Here is a 21,608-nt window from a genome sequence, read left to right on the forward strand (position 1 = left end):
TCAGACCGCGGAGATCAGCCAGCAGTTGTGGATTTGACGGTTACGGGCAAAGTCCTGAGACAGCGTTTTTTGGCTGATTTCTTGTGCTTTCAGTCCCAGTTCGGCCAGGCCGTCGTGATCCATGCGGAATCCGCGCTTGTTGTTCGAGAACATAATAGTGCCGCCTTTACGCAGCAGACGCTTCAGGTCGTTCATCAGGCGCAGGTGATCGCGTTGAACATCAAAGCTATCCTCCATACGCTTGGAGTTAGAGAAGGTCGGTGGATCGATGAAGATCAGATCGAACTGCTCATCCGTATCACGCAGCCAGCCCAGTACGTCGGCCTGTAACAGGCGATGCTGACGGCCGGTTAAACCGTTAAGACGCAGGTTGCGCTCAGCCCACTCCAGATAAGTCCGGGACATGTCTACCGTGGTGGTGCTACGCGCACCGCCAAGCCCCGCATGGACGCTGGCGCTGCCGGTATAGGAGAACAGGTTCAGGAAGTCCTTGCCCTTGCTCATCTGGCCCAGCATACGGCGGGCGATACGGTGATCGAGGAACAGGCCGGTATCAAGGTAGTCGGTCAGGTTAACCCACAGGCGCGCGTTATATTCGCCCACTTCGATGAAGTCACCCTTCTCGCCCATCTTCTGATACTGGTTTTTGCCTTTCTGACGCTCACGGGTTTTCAGCACCAGCTTGTTAGGCGAAATGCCGAGTACGGCGATGGTGGCCGCGATGACATCCAGCATACGCTGACGCGCTTTCTGCGCATCGATGGTTTTCGGCGGGGCGTATTCCTGAACCACCACCCAGTCCGCATAGCGGTCAACCGCTACGTTGTATTCCGGCAGGTCTGCGTCGTACAGACGATAGCATTCGATGCCTTCCTGCTTCGCCCACTTCTCAAATTTTTTCAGGTTTTTGCGCAGGCGGTTGGCGTAATCTTCCGCCACGCCAGTCGGTTTGCTGTCTGCTGCAATCTCTGCCAGATGGTAGTTCTTCTGCACGCAGTCCAGCGGGCCGTTTTTCGCTTTGAACTGGCGATCGGCACGCAATTGCAGGCAGCTCAGCAGCTCCGGCGAGGCGCTAAAGAGAGAGAGGTTCCAGCCGCCGAATTGCGCTTTCATGTTGCGCCCCAGCAGGCTGTGCAGCGCAATCAGCGCCGGCTCGCTGTCCAGACGTTCGCCGTACGGCGGGTTGCTGATCACGGTCCCGTACGGGCCTTTTGGCAGCGGGTTGGTCAGGTTGGCCACGTCTTTCACCTCGAAGGTGACCAGCTCGCCGATACCGGCGCGACGGGCGTTGCTGCGCGCGCGTTCAATCACACGTGCGTCGCTGTCTGAACCGTAAAAGTGAGAGGTGTATTCCGCCAGCCCCTTACGCGCGCGGGTCTGCGCGTCGTCTTTGACCTCTTTCCAGATAGCTTCATCGTGCTGTGCCCAGCCTTTGAAGCCCCACTGTCTACGATGCAGTCCTGGCGCACGGTCGGTGGCCAGCATCGCGGCTTCAATCAGCAGCGTACCGGAACCACACATCGGATCGAGCAGCGGCGTACCCGGCTGCCAGCCGGAGCGCATCACGATAGCGGCAGCCAGCGTTTCTTTGATCGGTGCCATCCCGGTGCGATCGCGATAGCCGCGAAGATGCAGACCGGCACCGCTCAGATCGAGGGAGATGCTCGCCGTGTCGCCGTTCAGCCAGACGTTAATACGCAGATCCGGGTTTTCACGATCAACGTTCGGGCGTTCCTTATTGCGCCGCGTGAAGCAGTCCACAATGGCGTCTTTGACGCGCAGGGCACCGTACTGGCTGTTGCGGATCTCATCGTTGACGCCGTTGAAATGCACCGCAAAGGTGGCGTCAGGGGTGAAGATCTCTGTCCAGTCGATCATCTGTACGCCAGTGTAGAGATCAAGATCGCTGTAGACCTTACACTCTTTCATCGGCAGCATGATGCGCGACGCCAGACGGCTCCACATCAGGCTCTGGTAAATAAGCCGCGTGTCGCCCTCAAAATGGACACCACCCTGAACCACCCGGCACTCTTTCGCGCCCAGGGCTTCCAGTTCAGTTTTTAACAGCTCTTCCAGCCCACGGGCCGTACTGGCAAACAGAGAATTCATATCGTCACTTTTACTCATAGAAAATTGTCGCGCATTATAGCTAATATGGCGTGTATGTCATAAAGTTGAAGGCTTATTTTCTTTCGCGGGAGTGTGCAGTGGCGACGTTATCCAGGCTTTTTATTCATCCGGTGAAATCGATGCGCGGTATTGGCGTGACTCACGCGCTGGCCGACATGAGCGGATTCGCCTTCGATCGTATTTTTATGGTCACCGAGCCTGACGGTACGTTTATCACCGCTCGTCAGTTCCCGCAGATGGTTCGCTTTACCCCTTCCCCGCTTCATGACGGTTTGCATTTGACCGCGCCGGACGGCTCAAGCGTCGTGATCCGCTTTGCTGATTTTGCGCCGGTTGATGCGCCAACGGAAGTGTGGGGCAATCATTTTACCGCGCGTATTGCGCCGGAAAGCATTAACCAATGGCTGAGCGGCTTTTTCTCCCGTAACGTTCAGCTGCGCTGGGTGGGACCTGCGCTGACCCGTCGCGTGAAGCGCCACGACGCGGTTCCTCTCTCCTTCGCGGATGGTTTTCCCTTCCTGCTAACCAGCGAGGCCTCGCTGCGTGATTTACAAAACCGTTGCAAAGCCAGCGTGCAGATGGAGCAGTTTCGCCCGAATCTGGTGGTGACCGGAGCGGATGCCTGGGATGAAGATACCTGGAAAGTGATCCGCATCGGCAGCGTTATTTTTGATGTCGTGAAGCCGTGCAGCCGCTGTATTTTTACCACCGTCAGCCCGGAGAAAGGCCAGAAACACCCTTCCGGCGAACCGCTGAAAACCTTGCAGTCATTTCGTACCGCGCAGGATAACGGTGATGTCGACTTCGGTCAGAACCTGATCCCCCGCTCCAGCGGCGTGATCCGCGTGGGCGATGAGGTCGAAATTCTGACCCGCGGGCCTGCCAGGTTGTACGGCGCAGGTCAGGAAGAAGAGATGGTTGACGTTGTGACCAACGTCGCTTCCGCGGTGGATATTCACTGGGAAGGCAAAGTTATCCGTGGTAACAATCAGCAGGTGCTTCTGGAGCAGCTGGAGCAGGCGGGTATTCGCGTCCCGTATTCCTGTCGCGCGGGGATTTGCGGATGCTGTCGCATCAAACTGGTCGAGGGTGAAGTGAGTGCCCTGAAGAAATCGGCGATTGGCAATGACGGCACGATCCTGTGCTGTAGCTGCGTGCCAAAAACGAGCGTACAGCTCGAAGCTTAAACCGCCTGTTCAAGGCTGAAGGAATCGACGCGCAGCTGTGGCTTCAGCCTGTCATTCATTACTTTAATGGCATCACCTAACTGCATGACTCGCCCGGCAATGGTCACGCCGGGTTGGGCCAGCAAACAGAGCGCGGCGTTTTCACCGGGTTCAACCACCAGCAAATTCACCTCTTCTTCGGTATCGCTCAGATTGACGCTTGCCGCATCGCCGATAGCCGGGGTCCAGCTCATGCCGTGCGCGAGGAAATGCCAGCTTTTCGGCATTTGTGGTTTCAGGAAACGGATCGCCACCAGCGCATTTAAAACCAGTTCAGCGCGCTGTTCTTTGGAGAGATCGAACTCGCGGCATTTTTCTTCAAAAGAGAAATAGAGTGCAGCATCGTCAACGCAAAAGCCTGAAGGAGCAAACGCGTCTGGCGTTAACATTCGGCGCGCAAAACGAGAGCGAAACAACATGCCATTGGCTAAGTCGAGCATCATACGGTCATGCTCGTCACAAAAATACCAGCGCCAGTTATCGTCAGGTTTAATTCGCATGTTTCTCTCCCGTCCCCTAAACGTCCTGTACTAAAAATGTCCTGTTTGTCGCTTCGCTTATAACACCAGTAATAAAAGACTATAATGTCTAAATAAGCAACAATGACGGAATATAAAACAACCAGGGCTGGAAATAAAGCCCTGGTTGTCTGATTAAGAGAAAAGATTAGATATGCGTGACGATTTCTTTAATCAACGGCGGCCCTTTAAAAATAAAGCCGGAATAAATTTGCACCAGCGATGCGCCTGCCGCCATCTTCTCACGTGCAGCGATGACGGAGTCAATGCCACCCACGCCAATAATCGGCAGCTGGCCTTTTAATTCCGCGGAGAGTGCGCGAATAATTTCGGTGCTTTTTAATTGTACCGGACGGCCGCTTAATCCACCCGCTTCGTCACAGTTTTTCATTCCCTGGACGAGAGAGCGATCGAGTGTCGTATTGGTTGCAATCACACCATCAATATTATGGCGAACTAAACTGTCGGCAACCTGGATCAATTCTTCAACCGAAAGATCCGGGGCGATCTTAACCGCGACCGGGACATATTTTTGGTGGATCGCCTGTAGCGCCGTTTGTTTATTTTTAATGGCGCTAAGAAGATCGTCGAGCGCTTCGCCATATTGTAATGAACGCAGCCCCGGGGTGTTAGGCGAGGAGATATTCACCGCGATATAACCGGCATAGGCATAGACTTTTTCCATACAAATCAGATAGTCATCTTTACCCTGCTCAACCGGCGTATCTTTATTTTTGCCAATATTAATACCCAGCACGCCATCAAAATGGGCTTTTTTAACGTTCTCCACCAGATGATCGACGCCAAGATTATTAAAGCCCATGCGGTTGATCAGCCCCTCGGCTTCAACCATGCGGAACAGACGCGGCTTATCATTTCCCGGCTGCGGGCGCGGCGTCACCGTCCCGATTTCGATCGAGCCAAAGCCCATCGCACCGAGTGCATCAATACATTCGCCATTTTTGTCCAGACCGGCCGCCAGGCCCAGTGGATTTTTGAAGGTCAGGCCCATGCACTGAACTGGTTTTTCTGGCACGTTTTGACGCACCAGCGCGGCCAGAGGCGTTCCTGTAATACGGCGTAACTGCTGAAATGTAAATTCATGAGCGCGCTCAGGATCGAGCTGGAAAAGGGCTTTACGAACGAAGGGGTAGTACATGAACTCTCCTGGATTCCCGGTGTGCAAACCGGGAGGGGATTATGTGCGATCCCGCCCGGAAAGGGAATTGACCTGTGGCAAAAAAAGCCATGTAAAACGCAATCGTTTACTTATCGGTTCGCTTCTTATGCATTTTTCTGCATTCATCCTGAGGATAAATCATTTAGTGGAATAACCACACAATGTCACACTCCTGAAAATTGTTATGAATGTTAGATAAAAGCAAACAATTAGTTATAAGGAGCAACCATGCGCGTCATTACTCTGGCCGGAAGCCCCCGCTTCCCCTCTCGCTCCAGCGCTCTGCTGGAATACGCTCGCGAAAAGCTTAATGCTCTGGATGTGGAAGTGTGCCACTGGAATTTGCACAATTTCGCACCTGAAGATCTGCTCTACGCCCGTTTCGACAGCCCGACGCTGAAAACCCTGATCGAACAGCTTAAGGGTGCTGACGGGCTGGTCGTCGCGACCCCGATTTATAAAGCCTCTTTTTCCGGCGCACTGAAAACGCTGCTCGATCTGCTGCCTGAACGCGCGCTGGAGGGTAAAGTCGTCCTGCCGCTGGCCACAGGCGGTACGGTAGCCCATTTACTGGCGGTGGATTATGCCCTTAAGCCGGTACTGAACGCGCTGAAAGCGCAGGAGATCCTGCATGGCGTCTTCGCTGACGACTCACAGGTGATCGACTACCAGCATAAACCGCATTTCACGCCAAACCTGCAAACCCGCCTCGACAGTGCGCTCGACACCTTCTGGCACGCCCTGAATCGTCGGGATCGCCATGCAGCGGCATTTTATCAAACACAAGGAGTGGCGCATGTTTAAAACCATTACCCGTATCGGGCTGGCAGGTCTGCTGGCAGTGGCGTCGCTGGCTCAGGCGACGGAGAAAGCACCGGAGAGCCTGCGTATCGGTTATCAGAAAGGCAGCGTCAGCATGGTGCTGGCGAAAAGCCATGCGTTGCTGGAGAAGCGTTTTCCGAAGACCACATTCTCGTGGGTCGAATTCCCTGCCGGACCACAGATGCTGGAGGCTTTAAACGTCGGGAGTATTGATTTAGGCAGCACCGGCGATATCCCGCCGATCTTTGCGCAGGCTGCCGGGGCGGATCTGGTTTACGTTGGCGTTGAGCCAGCCAAGCCGAAGGCAGAGGTGATCCTGGTGCCGGAAAACAGCGAGATCAAAAGCGTCGCCGATCTTAAAGGTCATAAGGTTGCTTTCCAGAAAGGTTCCAGCTCGCACAACCTGCTGCTGCGCGCGTTGCAGGAGTCCGGCCTTACATTCACCGATATCCAGCCCGTTTACCTGACGCCTGCCGATGCGCGCGCTGCGTTTCAGCAAAAAAATGTTGATGCCTGGGCTATCTGGGATCCGTACTACTCCGCCGCACTGTTGCAGGGCGGGGTACGGGTGCTGAAAGACGGCACCTCCCTGAAGCAGACCGGTTCGTTCTACCTGGCAGCACGTCCTTACGCTGAAAAAAATGGCGCCTTTATTCAGCAGGTGCTGGATACCTTCACCCAGGCCGATGCGCTGACCCAGAGCCAGCGTCAGCAGAGCATTACGCTACTGGCAAAAACCATGGGCCTGCCTGAACCGGTGATCGCCACCTATCTGGATCACCGACCACCCACCACCATTGCACCGGTTGATGCCCACGTTGCCGCTCTCCAGCAACAAACGGCAGACCTCTTTTATCAAAACCGCCTGGTTCCAAAGCAGGTGAATATTCGCGAACGCATCTGGCAACCCGATGGCATTGAAGGAAAAAAATCATGAGTCTGAATCTTTTCTGGTTTTTACCCACCCACGGTGACGGACACTATCTTGGCACAGAAGAAGGCGCCCGCCCGGTTGATCACGGCTATTTACAGCAGATCGCCCAGGCAGCAGACCGCATCGGTTTTACCGGGGTGCTGATCCCGACGGGCCGCTCATGTGAGGATGCGTGGCTGGTTGCCGCGTCAATGATCCCCGTCACCCAGCGCCTGAAATTCCTGGTAGCCCTGCGCCCGAGCGTGGTGTCGCCAACCGTCGCAGCGCGTCAGGCGGCAACGCTGGACAGGCTTTCCAACGGCCGTGCGCTGTTCAACCTGGTAACGGGCAGCGATCCGCAGGAGCTGGCGGGCGACGGCGTCTTCCTCGATCATACCGAGCGTTATGAAGCCTCCGCAGAGTTTACCCGCGTCTGGCGACGTCTGCTGGAAGGGGAAACCGTTACCTTCGAAGGAAAACATATCCACGTTCGTGATGCGAAACTCTACTTCCCGCCGGTACAGCAGCCGCGCCCGCCGCTCTATTTTGGCGGATCGTCGGATGTGGCCCAGGATCTGGCCGCCGAACAGGTCGATCTCTATCTGACCTGGGGTGAACCGCCTGAACTGGTGAAAGAGAAAATTGCCCAGGTACGCGCTAAAGCCGCAGAACATGGCCGTACGGTGCGCTTCGGTATTCGCCTGCACGTGATCGTCCGCGAAACCAGCGACGAGGCCTGGCAAGCCGCCGACCGTCTGATCGCTCATCTGGACGACGGCACCATCGCCAAAGCACAGGCGGCGTTTGCCCAGACTGACTCCGTGGGCCAGCACCGGATGGCCTCCCTGCACAACGGCAAGCGCGAAAATCTTGAGATCAGCCCGAACCTGTGGGCCGGGGTGGGTCTGGTGCGCGGCGGCGCGGGCACGGCGCTGGTCGGCGACGGTCCTACCGTGGCGGCACGCATTAATGAGTACGTGGAACTGGGGATCGACAGCTTTATCCTGTCTGGCTATCCGCATCTGGAGGAGGCGTACAAGGTAGGTGAACTGCTGTTCCCGCATCTGGATGTCGCTATCCCGGCCATTCCGCAGCCACGTCAGCTTCAGTTACAGGGCGAAGCCGTGGCGAACGCGTTTATCCCGAGAAAAGTCGCGCAAAGCTAAGGAGTCACTATGTCTGCAACCGCACAAAAATGGCTGCTGAGCGCCGCGCCATGGTTTCTGCCCGTCGGCATTGTCCTCGTCTGGCAACTGGCGTCGTCAATTGGCTGGCTGTCGAGCCGCATATTGCCCTCTCCGGAGGGCGTTGTGAAAGCATTCTGGTCGCTCAGCGCCAGCGGTGAGCTATGGCAGCACCTTGCCATCAGCTCCTGGCGCGCGGTAATCGGCTTTTCGATTGGCGGAAGCATCGGCCTGACGCTGGGACTGATCAGCGGCCTGTCACGCTGGGGTGAGCGGCTGCTGGATACCTCCATTCAGATGCTGCGTAACGTGCCGCATCTGGCGCTGATCCCGCTGGTTATCCTGTGGTTTGGCATTGATGAGAGCGCCAAAATTTTCCTCGTGGCGCTGGGGACGTTGTTCCCTGTTTATATCAATACCTGGCATGGGATCCGTAATATCGATCGCGGCCTGGTTGAGATGGCCCGCAGCTATGGTTTGTCCGGTTTTGCCCTGTTTACCCATGTGATCCTGCCGGGCGCCCTGCCCTCCATTATGGTTGGGGTGCGTTTTGCGCTCGGCCTGATGTGGCTGACCCTGATCGTGGCGGAAACCATTTCGGCTAACTCCGGTATTGGTTATCTGGCAATGAACGCCCGCGAGTTCCTGCAAACGGACGTGGTGGTGGTTGCCATTATCCTTTATGCCCTGCTCGGCAAACTTGCGGACGTCAGCGCCCAGTGGCTGGAACGTAGCTGGCTGCGCTGGAACCCGGCCTACACCGCTCAGGAGGCGAAAGCATGAATACTGCACGACTGAACCAGGGAACACCGTTACTGCTGAACGGCGTGACCAAACGCTACGGCGATAACACCATTCTGAATGCGCTGGATCTGCATATTCCTGCCGGACAGTTTGTGGCCGTTGTCGGTCGCAGCGGTGGCGGCAAGAGTACCCTTCTGCGTCTTTTAGCCGGGCTGGAAGCGCCAAACGGCGGTGACATTCTGGCAGGCACCACGCCGCTGGCCACGATTCAGGATGATACGCGCATGATGTTTCAGGACGCGCGTCTGCTGCCGTGGAAAACGGTGATGGATAACGTCGGGCTGGGTCTGAAAGGCAGCTGGCGGGAGGACGCCCGGCAGGCACTCGCCGCAGTCGGGCTGGAACATCGCGCGGGAGAGTGGCCTGCGGCCCTGTCGGGCGGTCAGAAGCAGCGCGTGGCCCTGGCCCGGGCGTTAATCCACCGCCCCGGCCTGTTACTGCTTGATGAACCGCTCGGCGCGCTTGATGCTCTGACCCGGATCGAGATGCAGGATCTGATTGAGACCCTCTGGCAGACGCACGGCTTTACGGTGCTGCTGGTGACGCATGATGTAAGCGAAGCTGTGGCAATGGCAGACCGGGTGCTGTTAATAGAAGACGGGAAAATTGGTCTGGATCTGACGGTGGATATTCCACGTCCTCGCCGTGTGGGATCGGCCAGACTGGCGGAGCTGGAAGCCGAAGTGCTGGATCGGGTGATGAAGCGTGGGGTAAGTGAACGGGTGTTGATTAAAGCTAATGCCTGATGCCCTCACCCCGGCCCTCTCCCACAGGGAGAGGGAGAAAAAACTAAAAACGGCAACCGAGGTTGCCGTTTTGCTTTTACCTGCCCACCGGGCAATTTTTTTATTACGCTAAGGCCTTAGCAATCTTCTCGTACAGATCGCCAGACAGGTTTTCCAGCCCTTTCAGTTGCTCAAGCGCGGCGCGCATTTTCGCCTGGCGCTGCGCATCGTAGCGTTTCAGGCGGATCAGCGGCTCAATCAGACGAGACGCCACCTGCGGGTTACGGCTGTTCAGCTCGGTCAGCATTTCAACCATGAACTGATAACCGCTGCCGTCTTCGGCATGGAACGCGGCCGGGTTGCTGCTGGCGAATGCGCCAATCAGAGAGCGGACGCGGTTCGGGTTGCTCATGGTGAACGAACGGTGCTTCAGCAGGCTGCGGACCTTGCTGAGTACATCGGCTGCCGGGCTGGTGGCCTGAAGAATAAACCACTTGTCCATCACCAGACCATCCTGATGCCACTTGTCGTCGTACTCCTGCATCAGCGCATCGCGGCACGGCAGCTCGGCGGCAACGCTTGCAGCCAGCGCGGCCAGCGCATCCGTCATGTTATCGGCTTCGTGGTACTGCTTGCTGACCAGCGTGTTCGCCAGCTCTGCCTCACCAAATGCCAGATAGCGCAGGCAGGTATTGCGCAGGGAACGTTTACCGATATCCGCATGTTCCACCCGGTACGCGTCCAGCTTGTTGGCGTTGTAAATGGCAAGGAACTCATCTGCCAGTTCGGTCGCCAGCGTGCGGGTCAGTGCTTCACGCACGGCGACAATCGCAATCGGGTCGATGATGTCAAACAGCTCGGCGATTTCAGTCGCAGACGGCAGCGTTAAAATTTCAGCCGCCAGCGCCGGGTCAATCTTCTCATCCAGCAGGATGGCACGGAACGCGTCGGCCACATGAACCGGCAGCGTCAGCGGCTGGCCCTGCTGGTAACGGTTCACGTTAAGCTTGATGTAGGTCGCCAGCAGGCTTTGTGCCGCATCCCAGCGAGAGAAATCGTTGCGTGCGTGTCGCATCAGGAACGTCAGCTGCTGATCGCTCCACTTGTACTCAAGTTTAACCGGCGCGGAGAACTCGCACAGCAGGGCAGGAACAGGCTGGAAATAGACGTTATCAAAGATAAAGGTCTGCTCTGCCTGGGTCACGTTCAGCACGTTATGTACCGGGTGACCGCCCTTCTGTAACGGGATCACGTTGCCTTCGTTGTCGTACAGTTCAACGCTGAACGGAATGTGCAACGGATGTTTCTCTTCCTGTTCGGCCGTTGGCGGCATGCGCTGGCTGATGGTCAGCGTGTACTGCTCGGTTTCCGGGTTGTAGTCGTCTTTGACCGTCACAATCGGCGTACCGGCCTGGCTGTACCAGCGGCGGAAATGAGAAAGATCGACGTTAGAGGCGTCTTCCATCGCCTGGACGAAGTCATCGCAGGTAGCCGCACTGCCGTCGTGACGCTCGAAGTAAAGCTGCATCCCTTTCTGGAAATTCTCTTCGCCCAGCAGGGTGTGGATCATGCGGATAATTTCAGCGCCTTTTTCATACACCGTCAGGGTGTAGAAGTTATTCATCTCAATGACTTTGTCCGGACGGATCGGGTGCGCCATTGGGCTGGCATCTTCTGCAAATTGCAGACCACGCATGGTACGTACGTTGTTGATGCGGTTCACCGCCCGCGACCCCAGATCGGAACTGAACTCCTGATCGCGGAAGACGGTTAAACCCTCTTTCAGGCTGAGCTGGAACCAGTCGCGGCAGGTGACGCGGTTCCCGGTCCAGTTGTGAAAATATTCGTGCCCGATAACGCGTTCAATATCGAGATAATCTTTATCCGTTGCGGTATCGGTACGCGCAAGCACGTATTTGGAGTTAAAGATGTTAAGACCTTTATTCTCCATCGCGCCCATGTTGAAGAAATCGACAGCAACGATCATATAGATGTCGAGGTCATATTCGAGGCCAAAGCGCATTTCATCCCACTTCATGGAGTTGATGAGGGAGGTCATTGCCCACGGCGCGCGGTCAAGATTGCCACGATCCACGAACAGCTCCAGCGCGACTTCACGGCCAGAGCGCGTTTTAAAGGTGTCGCGCAGAACATCGAAATCTCCCGCCACCAGCGCAAACAGATAGCAGGGCTTCGGGAATGGATCCTGCCACTGCACCCAGTGACGACCATTCTCCAGTTCCCCCTCGCCAATCCGGTTGCCGTTGGAGAGCAGGTACGGGTACAACGTTTTGTCGGCAATAATTTTGGTGGTAAAGCGCGCCAGGACGTCCGGACGATCCAGATACCAGGTAATATGGCGGAAACCTTCGGCTTCACACTGGGTACACAGGGCCACGCCTGACTGGTAAAGCCCTTCCAGCGCGGTATTGGCGGCAGGGCTGATTTCGTTCACGATGCGCAGGGTAAAGCGTTCCGGCAGGTTGTCGATGACCAGCTGGTTGCCTTCTTCTTTATAGTCTGACCAGGCTTCATCATTAATGTGCAGGGAAACCAGCGTCAGGTCTTCACCATCGAGACGCAGCGGCACAGCTGTCGCGCTCTGGCGCGTCACCTGGCTTACCGCCGTCACGACGGTTTTTGTGGCATCCAGGTCAAAAGTCAGATCGATATCGCTTATCAGGTAATCCGGCGCACGGTAGTCGTGGCGGTATTTAGCTTGTGGCTGTTGTGTCATAGAAAACCTTATGCATCGTTTGTCGAGTAACGATTCAATATATTCCTGTTGTGTAAAACGCGCTATGCAGAATGTTCATCTTTTCAGGCACAACGCCCTTTTTAGCTACATTTTTATAACACGGGGCACGAAATGCACTCGACCATAAAGTGTGCTTATGTTGTGATCGGGGTTCAATAAATCACTAAACAAGGTATACTCCGGAGTTGTTTATTGTACTAAACGCTCCCGTGAGAGGATCCTACAGCGCACCTATGACTCAATTCGCTTCTCCGGTTCTGCATACGTTGCTGGATACCGACGCGTACAAGCTGCATATGCAGCAAGCCGTGTTTCACCACTATCATGATGTTCATGTTGCGGCGGAATTCCGCTGCCGGGGTGACGACTTGCTGGGTATCTACGCAGATTCCATTCGTGAACAGGTCGATGCCATGCAGCATCTGGCGCTCAACGATGACGAATATCAGTGGCTTTCTGGCCTGCCTTTCTTTAAAGCGGACTACCTGAACTGGCTGCGTGAGTTCCGCTATAAGCCGGAACAGGTCACCGTCACCAATGATAACGGCAAGCTGGACATTCGTCTGACCGGCCCGTGGCGCGAAGTGATCATGTGGGAGGTGCCGCTTCTGGCCGTGATCAGCGAGCTGGCCCACCGCTATCGTTCCCCTGAAACCGGTGTGACGCAGGCGGTTGCCGCTCTGGAGAATAAACTCGTTGAGTTTTCCAGACTGACCGAAGGGCTGGATATGTCCCGCTTCCGTCTGATGGACTTTGGCACGCGCCGCCGCTTCTCTCGCGAGGTTCAGGAGGCCATTGTCAGACGTCTGCAACAGGAGCCGTGGTTCGTTGGCACCAGTAACTACGATCTGGCACGTCGCCTTGATTTAACGCCGATGGGCACCCAGGCGCACGAATGGTTCCAGGCGCACCAGCAGATCAGCCCTGACCTTGCCAACAGCCAGCGCGCCGCCCTTGCCGCGTGGCTTGAGGAATACCCGGATCAGCTGGGTATTGCCCTTACCGACTGCATTACCATGGACGCGTTCCTGCGCGACTTTGGCCCTGAGTTTGCCGAACGCTACCAGGGTTTGCGCCATGACTCCGGGGATCCGGTTGAATGGGGTGAGAAAGCCATCGCCCATTACGAAAAACTGGGTATCGACCCCATGAGTAAGGTGCTGGTCTTCTCCGATAACCTTGACCTGGCGAAAGCCGTTGACCTTTATCGCCACTTCTCATCGCGGGTGAACCTGAGTTTCGGGATCGGTACGCGGTTAACCTGCGATATCCCTCAGGTGAAACCGCTGAACATCGTCATAAAACTGGTGGAATGTAACGGTAAGCCGGTCGCGAAGCTCTCCGACAGCCCGGGCAAAACCATCTGCCATGACAAAGCGTTTGTCCGCGCATTACGTAAAGCCTTCGATCTGCCGCAGGTTAAAAAAGCCAGTTAACGGCTTCGGGGAGCCTTCATGGCTCCCCTTCTCTTATTAATTTCTTATTTCTTCTCTTAAGACGGTGAAATTTACTTGTCTGATAGCGGATGGCAGGTAACATAGATATCCCCCCGATAAGGGCGGACAAGTGTTTATTTTTTCCGACTATTAACAGAGAGAATATTATGAGCGTTGTGCCTGTAGCCGACGTACTCCAGGGCCGTGTCGCCGTTGACCAGGAGGTCACCGTGCGCGGATGGGTGCGTACTCGCCGAGATTCTAAAGCTGGCATCTCCTTCCTCGCCGTCTATGACGGTTCCTGCTTTGATCCTGTACAGGCCGTCATTAATAATTCTCTGCCCAATTACAATGATGACGTTCTGCACCTGACAACAGGCTGTTCCGTGATCGTCACCGGTGTTGTGGTGGCCTCTCCGGGCCAGGGTCAGAGCTACGAAATTCAGGCGACCTCGGTGGAAGTGACCGGCTGGGTTGAAGATCCGGACACCTATCCGATGGCGGCTAAGCGTCACAGCATTGAATATCTGCGTGAAGTCGCGCACCTGCGTCCGCGCACCAACCTGATTGGTGCGGTTGCTCGCGTGCGTCATACGCTGGCGCAGGCGCTGCATCGCTTCTTTGACGAGCAGGGTTACTTCTGGGTGTCTACTCCGCTTATCACGGCATCCGATACCGAAGGCGCAGGTGAAATGTTCCGCGTATCAACGCTGGATATGGAAAACCTGCCGCGTACGCCGGAAGGTAAAGTCGATTACGACAAAGACTTCTTTGGTAAAGAAGCCTTCCTGACGGTTTCCGGCCAGCTCAACGGCGAAACCTACGCCTGTGCGCTGTCTAAGATCTACACCTTTGGCCCAACCTTCCGTGCGGAAAACTCCAACACCAGTCGTCACCTGGCGGAATTCTGGATGCTGGAGCCGGAAGTGGCCTTTGCCGATCTGAATGACGTAGCGGGCCTGGCTGAAGCGATGCTGAAATACGTGTTCAAAGCCGTTCTCGAAGAGCGTGCAGACGACATGAAATTCTTCGCTGAGCGTGTCGATAACGACGCCATCGCCCGTCTTGAGCGCTTCGTCTCCGCAGACTTCGCGCAGGTGGATTACACCGATGCGGTCGCTATCCTGGAAAAATGCGGTGAGAAATTCGAGAACCCGGTTTACTGGGGCGTGGATCTCTCCTCCGAGCACGAACGTTATCTGGCAGAGAAGCACTTCAAAGCACCGGTTGTAGTGAAAAACTATCCGAAAGACATTAAGGCGTTCTATATGCGTCTTAACGAAGACGGGAAAACCGTTGCCGCGATGGACGTCCTGGCGCCGGGCATCGGTGAGATCATCGGTGGCTCCCAGCGTGAAGAGCGTCTGGACGTGCTGGACGCGCGTATGCAGGAAATGGGTCTGAACCCGGCGGACTACAGCTGGTATCGCGATCTGCGTCGCTACGGCACCGTTCCGCACTCCGGCTTTGGCCTAGGCTTCGAACGTCTGATTGCCTACGTAACAGGTGTACAGAACGTACGTGATGTAATTCCATTCCCACGCACACCGCGTAACGCAAGTTTCTAACCGACCTCATCATTCATGGCCAGCAAATGCTGGCCATTATTTTATCCTGCAATGTCAGTTTTCGTCAGTCAAAAGTAAGCATCTTTAAACCACAACCCCGCGATAACCTCTACCTGTTACGTTTTGTTTCCATGAAATATCTGTGGACAAAAAATTAACCTCATTCTTATTGCGCCTAATACAATTCTCATCGATAGCATAAAAAACAACCAATTTCACAGCCATCTGGACGGCTTTTTTTGCTCATAAGAAAAATTGCGCCGTTTAATTTCTGTTTATATGAAAGACCTTTAGCTAAATTAAACATAAGGAAATCATATATATAAGAATAAAGCGGGTGTTTATTTCGCCAGGGAGCACTAAAATTTGAGGTGCTTCACAAAGTTCCTAAAAATACACATTTAGTTACACATATTTTCTTTTAGAAACTGAATCTTGAAGATTGTAGCACTTTCAGTGTAGCGAAACGGTTCTATGAATGGAAAGATGCCTGTCAGACACATAAAGACACCTAACTCTCATCAATAGTTCCGGAAATATTTATTGACAGAATTTATTGACGGCAGTGGCGAGTGTCATAAAAAAACCAATGAGGGTAATAAATAATGATGAAGCGCAATATCCTGGCAGTGGTAGTCCCTGCCCTGCTGGTAGCCGGTGCAGCAAACGCTGCTGAAATCTATAACAAAGACGGCAACAAATTAGATCTTTACGGGAAAGCAGTTGGCCTGCATTACTTCTCTGACAGTGATGGCAACGATGGCGACAACACTTATGCGCGTCTGGGCTTCAAAGGCGAAACTCAGATCAACGATCAGCTGACTGGCTACGGTCAGTGGGAATACAACTTCCAGGGTAACAACTCTGAAGGCGCTGATGCCCAGAACGGCAACAAAACCCGTCTGGCATTCGCAGGTCTGAAATTCGGTGACGCAGGCTCCTTCGACTACGGTCGTAACTACGGCCTGGTCTATGACGCAATCGGCATCACCGATATGCTGCCTGAGTTTGGTGGTGACACCGGCGCAACCGATAACTTCTTCTCTGGCCGTACCGGTGGTCTGGCGACTTACCGTAACAGCAACTTCTTCGGCCTGGTTGATGGTCTGAACTTTGGCGTTCAGTACCTGGGTAAAAACGACCGTGATATCGCAGTACGTTCCAACGGCGACGGCTGGGCAACCTCTCTGAGCTATGATTTCGAAGGCTTCGGCATTGTCGGTGCTTATGGCGCCGCTGACCGTACCAACAACCAGCAGACGCTGGATTGGGGTAAAGGCGACAAAGCTGAGCAGTGGGCTACTGGTCTGAAATACGACGCAAACAACATCTACCTGGCAGCTGTATACGGCGAAATGCGTAACGCCGCGCGTCTGAGCAACAGAGGTTTCGCTAACAAGTCTCAGGACTTCTCCGTTGTGGCTCAGTACCAGTTCGACTTCGGCCTGCGTCCGTCCATCGCTTACTACAAATCTAAAGCGAAAGACGTAGAAGGTATCGGTGACGAAGACTACATCAACTACATCGACGTTGGTGCGACATACTACTTCAACAAAAACATGTCCACCTATGTTGACTACCAGATCAACCAGCTGAAAGACGACAACAAGCTGGGCATCAACAACGACGACATCGTGGCTCTGGGTCTGGTTTACCAGTTCTAATCAGCACACCTCGTTGTTATATGCTTAATGAACAGGGCTTCGGCCCTGTTTTTTTTATTCCTGAGAGGAAAAAATAGCGACTTTTGAAAAGCCGCACGCTTTTCGTCGCAAACGGTTGGCATTTTGTAAATCTACCGTTAACCTGATAGCGGATTTCACTTCTGTAATCACAATGGAACTTCGTCATGTTTGAGAACATTACTGCCGCTCCTGCCGACCCAATTCTGGGCCTGGCCGATCTGTTTCGTGCCGACGACCGCCCTGGCAAAATCAACCTGGGTATTGGTGTATATAAAGATGAAACCGGCAAAACTCCGGTACTGACCAGTGTAAAAAAAGCTGAGCAGTATCTGCTGGAAAACGAAACCACCAAAAACTACCTCGGTATTGATGGTATCCCTGAATTTGGTCGCTGCACCCAGGAGCTGCTGTTCGGCAAAGGCAGCACCATTGTGAGCGAAAAACGCGCCCGCACGGCGCAGACTCCAGGCGGTACCGGCGCACTCCGCGTGGCGGCAGATTTCCTGGCGAAAAATACCGCCGTGAAACGCGTGTGGGTCAGTAACCCTAGCTGGCCGAACCACAAGAGCGTGTTCAATTCTGCGGGTCTGGAAGTACGTGAATATGCCTACTACGACGCGGCAAATCACTCTCTCGACTTTGACGGCCTGCTGGCAAGCCTGAGCGAAGCCCAGGCGGGCGACGTGGTGCTGTTCCACGGTTGCTGCCACAACCCAACCGGTATCGATCCTACGCTTGAGCAGTGGGAACAGCTGGCTAAGCTGTCCTTTGAAAAAGGCTGGCTGCCGCTGTTCGACTTTGCTTACCAGGGCTTTGCCCGTGGTCTGGAAGAGGATGCTGAAGGACTGCGCGCATTCGCCGCCGTGCATCAGGAGCTGATTGTCGCAAGCTCCTATTCCAAGAACTTTGGCCTGTATAACGAGCGTGTCGGTGCCTGTACGCTGGTGGCCGCTGACGATCAAACCGTCGATCGCGCATTCAGCCAGATGAAGTCCGTGATCCGCGCTAACTACTCCAACCCACCCGCACACGGTGCGTCTGTGGTCGCGACGATCCTGAGCAACGATGCGCTGCGCGCAATCTGGGAACAAGAGCTGAACGATATGCGTCAGCGCATTCAGCGCATGCGTCTGCTGTTTGTGAACACGCTGGCAGAGAAAGGTGCTGACCGTGACTTCAGCTTCATCATCAAGCAGAACGGCATGTTCTCCTTCAGCGGTCTGACCAAAGAGCAGGTGCTGCGCCTGCGTGAAGAGTTTGGCGTGTATGCCGTTGCCTCTGGCCGCGTAAACGTTGCAGGTATGACGCCTGACAACATGGCACCACTGTGCGAAGCCATTGTCGCAGTGCTGTAACCTGCACCCACAAAAAAGCCTGCATCGCGCAGGCTTTTTTATTTAACCAGGTTTACCAGACAGGCATTTCATCCTGAAGGAACGGGTTATGCAACCGCTCATCGCCCAGCGTCGACATCGGGCCGTGTCCAGGAATAAACGTCACATCATCACCCAGCGGCAATAACTTCTGCTTGATCGACTGAATCAGCTGACCGTGATCGCCGCGCGGGAAATCGCTGCGTCCTACGCCCCCTTTGAAAATCACGTCACCGGAAATCAGCAGGCGCGAAGCGTCATCAAAGAAGACAATATGACCGGGGGTATGCCCGGGGCAATGCAACACCTGTAAAGTTACATTCCCCACGTTAACGCGATCGCCTTCGTTCAGCCAGCGGTCCGGTGTCAGTGGCTGACAGTCTTCCAGGCCAAACATACGGCTTTGGGCAGGTAGCCCCTGTAGCCAGAACTCATCTTCTTTTTCCGGACCGATAATCGGCACACCGTAGTGTTCAGCCAGTTCAGCCGCTGCACCCACATGGTCAAGATGACCATGGGTCAGTAAAATCTGCATCAGCGTCACACCGCTGGCAGCGACTTCCTGCTTGATTGTCTCAGCGTCTCCGCCAGGATCGACAAGCGCGGCCAGTTTAGTTTGTTCACACCAGATCAATGAACAGTTCTGTGAGAACGCGGTAACCGGAATAATACGATAGTTCATACTGCTCCTGTGTTTCGTTATTACCAGTGCCGAACCGGCCCGGTATCAATATGCACAAAGTTGCTACGTGGGTAGTATCCTACACCACCTGCGCGCATAGATAACGCCGCTTTGCGAATATTGGCTAACGAAACGCCTTCAATATGGAAATCCATCGCCTGACCTTTGGTGTGATAGCTTTTTTTCGCTACCCCACGGCTGTGGGCGCGCAGGTCATTGTTGGTATCCAGAGAGCGATAGCCAGAAATGAGTTGCACCGGCCTTTTGGTGCCCAGCAGTCCCTGCAAACGGTAAAGCTGATCGAATAATCCAGGGTCGATGGCTTTGATTTTATTCGCGCGGAAATCACGGAAAAAATGGTTGAGTCTTGCTAATTCATCCTGAATATAGCCTCTGCCATCGAAAAATTCCGCTTTAAGCGTCTCACCAGTGTGCAGATTGTTGAGCGTTAAAATACGCGGACGAGGTGTCGAGAGGGTGGCAAATGCTGGCGTCGGAAGGATGGCCGCTGCGCCCAGCGCAACGCCACCTAACGCCAGCAATTTGCGGCGATTAGCGTCAAATTTGTCCATGATAATCAGGTCTACAGGTAAAAGAAATTGTCAATATGCTTAGCGCACGAAGGGCACCATAACTGGCAAAACCTGTTACGTCAAGGCGCCCAATCCCAGTAAATACGCGGCTTACAGCCAGATCGCCCCATATTCACCATAACTTACGACAATCATTTTTACCGAACTACTTCATTTACCTGATTAATTGTTCCGCTTTTGGCAAAATTTGTGCGCCGGATCGCGCTGTCAGATCATAATTGTAAATATCTGTACGGTACTGGGTACGTCCGTCCGCGCCCACAAACGCCGTCAGATAATAAAGATTAACCGGAATATTGTGGCGAATATTAACGTAACGCGTATCCCCCTGCTTCAGGGCATCTGATATCCGCGTATCATTCCAGCCTGCATCCTGCAACAGCATATTCGCCAGCTCCGAAGCCTTGTTCACGCGAACACAGCCGGAACTGAGCGCGCGCGCATCTTTCTGGAACAGATTATGGTTCGGGGTATCATGCAGATAGATAGCGTCCGAACTTGGCATATTGAATTTGTAACGCCCCAGTGAGTTATGTGCGCCCGGTGCCTGCTGGAAACGGAACGGCAGGTTCGAAGGCGTAATCGTTGACCAGTCCACCATCCAGGGGTCAATCGCTTCTTTGCTGTTCCAGCCCCGCATCACCGTATAGTTATGTCGCTCCAGATATCCCGGATCATTCCAGACCTTAGGCAGGATATCTTTGCGCGCCAGCGTCGGCGGCACGTTCCACGGCGGGTTAACCACCACGTTATTCAGCGCGCTGCTCATCATTGGCGTTTTACGGTCAGGCCGACCCACAATCACACGGGATGCCAGCACTTCGCTACCGTCCTGATAGTAGACCAGGGAGTACGCCGGAATGTTGACCATAATACCGGTAGACAACGTGCCCGGCAGCAAGCGCAAGCGCTGGATATTCAACGCCAGCACCCCTGCCCGCTGGCCCGGAGAGACGTTCAGCCAGTCGCGAGTGGAGGGACCAATCACGCCGTCGGCCCCCAGCCCCTGTGCGGCCTGGAACTGCTTAACCGCCGCGACCAGCTCACGATCGTACGCAGCGGGCTTATTGCTCAGCGCAACGGCGGTTTTCTCTTTTACCGGCGCCGACGGGCTGACGACCGCGTTTTGCGTCTCGTCTCCGGGCAGCGCAATTTTAGGACCATTGTCGAGAATACCGGAGCGTTTCATAATTTCGCGGATCGCAGGCACATCGCTGCTCCACTGCCCCGGACGCAGCGTTGTGGTGCTGCGCAGCTGAGGCCAGGGGCGGGAATCCGCAACCAGCTCAAGGAGCGACTGATGCATCGTGGCATATTGCGGATGGGCAGGCGCCAGGCTTGCGATAAAGCGCGGCAGTTCACCGTTATCCAGCGACAGTTGCCACTGATTAATAACGGACAGCGCGGGCGTTGCCAGCTTGTACGGTTTACTGCTGTATAACCAGCGGTTGCCGTTCACCGAAATGCCCGCCACAAACTGTAAGTAGCCCATCATGGCATCAGACAGCACCACGTCACGCGCCTGTCCGGTAACGGCAGGGTCGGTCAGGAGTTCAACCCAGGTCGTGAACTGCGGCTGAAAACCCGCAATCGCGACTTCAGCCAGCTGCTGCTGGAAGGCACGTACCGCCTCGCGATTTTCCCACATCGGTTTCATATCGCGCGCCGCGTAAAGCAGCGTGAGCTGGTTAATATAAGCCGGGGTATAGCCCGAGGGCAGCCCGGTCATAAGCTTCTGGCGCAAGGATTCAATGTCGATGCCTTCCGGCAGCGGTTTAATGCCGGCCATAATGGCCGTGGCCGGAGACTGATCCAGCGGTTGTGACAGTGATGTCGGCTGCGCGCCCATCGTCGCAGAGCTGTCAGTCGGTACAATTTCAGGCTCATCGGCCTGAGCGGTAAACAGTGGAGCAAACATCACTGTCAGGCACAAACTCAGCGCAGACAGCTGACGACCACGATTTTTATTAAGCAACATCCCTTGCCCCCTGTTTTTCACGACATGCCCATT

Annotated in this window: 17 protein-coding genes; 10 read left to right on the forward strand and 7 right to left on the reverse strand. The window is 54.8% G+C overall.

What is annotated here, in order from left to right; all coding sequences use genetic code 11:
- Positions 1-2,109, reverse strand: coding sequence for a bifunctional 23S rRNA (guanine(2069)-N(7))-methyltransferase RlmK/23S rRNA (guanine(2445)-N(2))-methyltransferase RlmL (rlmKL, locus tag ACOTX7_RS11860; protein WP_221257225.1), 2,109 nt, complete (start codon positions 2,107-2,109; stop codon positions 1-3).
- Positions 2,110-2,207: 98 nt separating this feature from the next.
- Here rlmKL and ACOTX7_RS11865 point away from each other — a divergent pair, with 98 nt between their 5' ends.
- Positions 2,208-3,317 (forward strand): YcbX family protein, encoded by a 1,110-nt coding sequence (locus ACOTX7_RS11865; RefSeq protein ID WP_221255754.1) that lies wholly within the window; start codon positions 2,208-2,210, stop codon positions 3,315-3,317.
- On the opposite strand, the gene zapC is transcribed toward ACOTX7_RS11865, so the two are convergent.
- Together zapC and pyrD are read right to left on the reverse strand one after the other, a co-directional pair.
- The gene (gene zapC / locus ACOTX7_RS11870) at positions 3,314-3,856 is read right to left on the reverse strand and encodes a cell division protein ZapC (protein WP_006809355.1); all 543 of its coding nucleotides are present in this window, start codon (positions 3,854-3,856) and stop codon (positions 3,314-3,316) included. The genes ACOTX7_RS11865 and zapC overlap by 4 nt on opposite strands.
- 166 nt (positions 3,857-4,022) lie before the next feature.
- Positions 4,023-5,033, reverse strand: coding sequence for a quinone-dependent dihydroorotate dehydrogenase (gene pyrD, locus ACOTX7_RS11875; protein ID WP_221255753.1), 1,011 nt, complete (start codon positions 5,031-5,033; stop codon positions 4,023-4,025).
- A gap of 249 nt (positions 5,034-5,282) precedes the next feature.
- On the opposite strand from pyrD, the gene ssuE reads away from it, so the two are divergent.
- The 5 genes from ssuE to ssuB are packed head-to-tail and all read left to right on the forward strand — an operon-like array spanning position 5,283 to position 9,523.
- Positions 5,283-5,858, forward strand: a complete 576-nt coding sequence (gene ssuE / locus ACOTX7_RS11880) for an NADPH-dependent FMN reductase (protein WP_221255752.1) — start codon at positions 5,283-5,285, stop codon at positions 5,856-5,858.
- On the forward strand, positions 5,851-6,813 hold the full coding sequence (locus ACOTX7_RS11885) for a sulfonate ABC transporter substrate-binding protein (RefSeq protein ID WP_221255751.1): 963 nt from the start codon (positions 5,851-5,853) through the stop codon (positions 6,811-6,813). Before ssuE ends, ACOTX7_RS11885 begins: the two co-directional genes overlap by 8 nt.
- On the forward strand, positions 6,810-7,955 hold the full coding sequence (gene ssuD / locus ACOTX7_RS11890; protein ID WP_421626084.1) for an FMNH2-dependent alkanesulfonate monooxygenase: 1,146 nt from the start codon (positions 6,810-6,812) through the stop codon (positions 7,953-7,955). The genes ACOTX7_RS11885 and ssuD overlap by 4 nt, the downstream gene beginning before the upstream one ends.
- 9 nt (positions 7,956-7,964) lie before the next feature.
- Positions 7,965-8,756: an aliphatic sulfonate ABC transporter permease SsuC gene (gene ssuC, locus ACOTX7_RS11895; RefSeq protein WP_221255749.1), complete on the forward strand. Its 792-nt coding sequence runs from the start codon at positions 7,965-7,967 to the stop codon at positions 8,754-8,756.
- The gene (gene ssuB, locus ACOTX7_RS11900; protein ID WP_221813461.1) at positions 8,753-9,523 is read left to right on the forward strand and encodes an aliphatic sulfonates ABC transporter ATP-binding protein; all 771 of its coding nucleotides are present in this window, start codon (positions 8,753-8,755) and stop codon (positions 9,521-9,523) included. Before ssuC ends, ssuB begins: the two co-directional genes overlap by 4 nt.
- 103 nt (positions 9,524-9,626) lie before the next feature.
- Here the strand turns inward: ssuB and pepN are convergent, their stop codons facing one another.
- A complete protein-coding gene (pepN, locus tag ACOTX7_RS11905; RefSeq protein ID WP_221813463.1) occupies positions 9,627-12,239 on the reverse strand; it encodes an aminopeptidase N in 2,613 nt (870 codons plus the stop codon).
- A 254-nt stretch (positions 12,240-12,493) separates the two neighbouring features.
- Here pepN and pncB point away from each other — a divergent pair, with 254 nt between their 5' ends.
- The 4 genes from pncB (at position 12,494) to ACOTX7_RS11925 (ending at position 18,304) form a co-directional block, all read left to right on the forward strand.
- On the forward strand, positions 12,494-13,696 hold the full coding sequence (gene pncB, locus ACOTX7_RS11910) for a nicotinate phosphoribosyltransferase (RefSeq protein WP_006809363.1): 1,203 nt from the start codon (positions 12,494-12,496) through the stop codon (positions 13,694-13,696).
- Between the two features lie 167 nt (positions 13,697-13,863).
- Entirely contained in the window at positions 13,864-15,264 is a 1,401-nt protein-coding gene (asnS, locus tag ACOTX7_RS11915) for an asparagine--tRNA ligase (RefSeq protein WP_003858191.1), read from the forward strand.
- Positions 15,265-15,869: 605 nt separating this feature from the next.
- Entirely contained in the window at positions 15,870-16,928 is a 1,059-nt protein-coding gene (ompF, locus tag ACOTX7_RS11920) for a porin OmpF (protein WP_006809366.1), read from the forward strand.
- A gap of 185 nt (positions 16,929-17,113) precedes the next feature.
- Entirely contained in the window at positions 17,114-18,304 is a 1,191-nt protein-coding gene (locus ACOTX7_RS11925; protein ID WP_221257177.1) for an amino acid aminotransferase, read from the forward strand.
- A gap of 52 nt (positions 18,305-18,356) precedes the next feature.
- Here the strand turns inward: ACOTX7_RS11925 and ACOTX7_RS11930 are convergent, their stop codons facing one another.
- From ACOTX7_RS11930 to ldtD, 3 genes are all read right to left on the reverse strand, one after another.
- Positions 18,357-19,004: an MBL fold metallo-hydrolase gene (locus ACOTX7_RS11930; protein WP_006809368.1), complete on the reverse strand. Its 648-nt coding sequence runs from the start codon at positions 19,002-19,004 to the stop codon at positions 18,357-18,359.
- Between the two features lie 20 nt (positions 19,005-19,024).
- Positions 19,025-19,576 carry a YcbK family protein gene (locus tag ACOTX7_RS11935; protein ID WP_221257176.1) on the reverse strand — a complete coding sequence of 184 codons (552 nt, stop codon included), beginning with the start codon at positions 19,574-19,576 and terminating at the stop codon, positions 19,025-19,027.
- A 175-nt stretch (positions 19,577-19,751) separates the two neighbouring features.
- Positions 19,752-21,575 (reverse strand): L,D-transpeptidase, encoded by a 1,824-nt coding sequence (gene ldtD / locus ACOTX7_RS11940; RefSeq protein ID WP_221257175.1) that lies wholly within the window; start codon positions 21,573-21,575, stop codon positions 19,752-19,754.
- Between the last annotated feature and the right edge of the window lie 33 nt (positions 21,576-21,608).

Origin of the sequence: Enterobacter cloacae complex sp. IR5418, from assembly GCF_049238105.1 — a bacterium.
In the GTDB taxonomy this organism is placed as follows: Bacteria; Pseudomonadota; Gammaproteobacteria; order Enterobacterales; family Enterobacteriaceae; genus Enterobacter; species Enterobacter hormaechei.